Genomic DNA, 1,129 nt, shown 5'->3' with positions numbered 1-1,129 from the left:
CTTATTTTTTTCACAAAGTGAGTCATAAAATTTCTTCATCGACTTTTCGATATTTTTTTTATAAGGAAATGACATAAGACAACCACTGAGTAATAAACTGAAGTTTCCCAATAATTATTTATGGTAAAATTGAAACTATGCTACAACTATATGAAAAAAATAGTCTTTTCATTCGTTTCAAATGCTATTGCCTAAGGGGAATTAAGTAGGGGTTTGCTATAAACATGGCAAAACCACCTAAAATAAACCTCGATACACCAGCATTGTGTATTTCAGCTACTCAATAATTGGGAAACTTCAGTTACTTTAGAACTGGCAACTAAGTGCCTGGTAGAATTGGATGTTCAGGATTTTCCACTGATGCGCAGTTGGTATGTTGTGCATCATGAAACGAAACAGTTATCACCCGCTGCACAAGCATTTATTGATTTTATCTTGTACCAGCCAGAAGCAGTAGGTAGCTTGTGTAACCGTTTGCTTGAGACACATTTTATTTCACAATAAAAGATTACCTTTCAAGTAACAAAAATAAAATGGTAACCTATTGAAATTATATTAAAAATAATATTGTAGTTTTCTCAAGGCGAAATAAACTCTACCTAAACCACAGTATAAAAAACTCAAGATACGGACGGGCTAATAAATTCATTCTTTCAATCGAGATCGCTAAGGAATGTGCACGAAATAACTTCCTGAAGCAGCCAAGCTTGAATAATGAAATATCTCCCCTAAATTAAGGTTATCTTAATTTATTACTCAGTGGTTGTCTTATGTCATTTCCTTATAAAAAAAATATCGAAAAGTCGATGAAGAAATTTTATGACTCACTTTGTGAAAAAAATAAGCGACGGTATGCCGCCATTGAAAGTGAAAAATTATCTCATGGTGGCGTTAACTATATTTCAGCTTTATTAGAGTGTGACCCAAAAACTATCCGCCAAGGAAAAAAAGAACTCACCGAATTAGAACTGGATATAACAGGAATCAGACAACCTGGAGGCGGTCGAAAAAAAAGACCTCTACCCCTGAATACAGTGGAATAGATCAAGACTTTTTAGATATTCTTCAACAGCATACAGCAGGCAATCCAATGAATTCATCTATTAGGTGGACTTATCTAAAGCCGCGT

General features: G+C 34.3%; 2 protein-coding genes. Both read left to right on the top strand.

Annotated elements, in window-relative coordinates; translation table 11 throughout:
* The first annotated feature begins 252 nt into the window (after positions 1-252).
* A complete protein-coding gene (locus CDZ78_RS23495) occupies positions 253-504 on the top strand; it encodes a LysR substrate-binding domain-containing protein (RefSeq protein WP_087871629.1) in 252 nt (83 codons plus the stop codon).
* A 266-nt stretch (positions 505-770) separates the two neighbouring features.
* A complete protein-coding gene (locus CDZ78_RS20790; protein WP_087868120.1) occupies positions 771-1,043 on the top strand; it encodes a hypothetical protein in 273 nt (90 codons plus the stop codon).
* Positions 1,044-1,129 lie beyond the last annotated feature (86 nt).

Origin of the sequence: Bathymodiolus platifrons methanotrophic gill symbiont (genome assembly GCF_002189065.1) — a bacterium.
In the GTDB taxonomy this organism is placed as follows: Bacteria; Pseudomonadota; Gammaproteobacteria; order Methylococcales; family Methylomonadaceae; genus Methyloprofundus.
The sequence above is the reverse complement of the archived record's forward strand: the minus strand, read 5'-3'. Positions and strand labels throughout refer to the sequence as shown.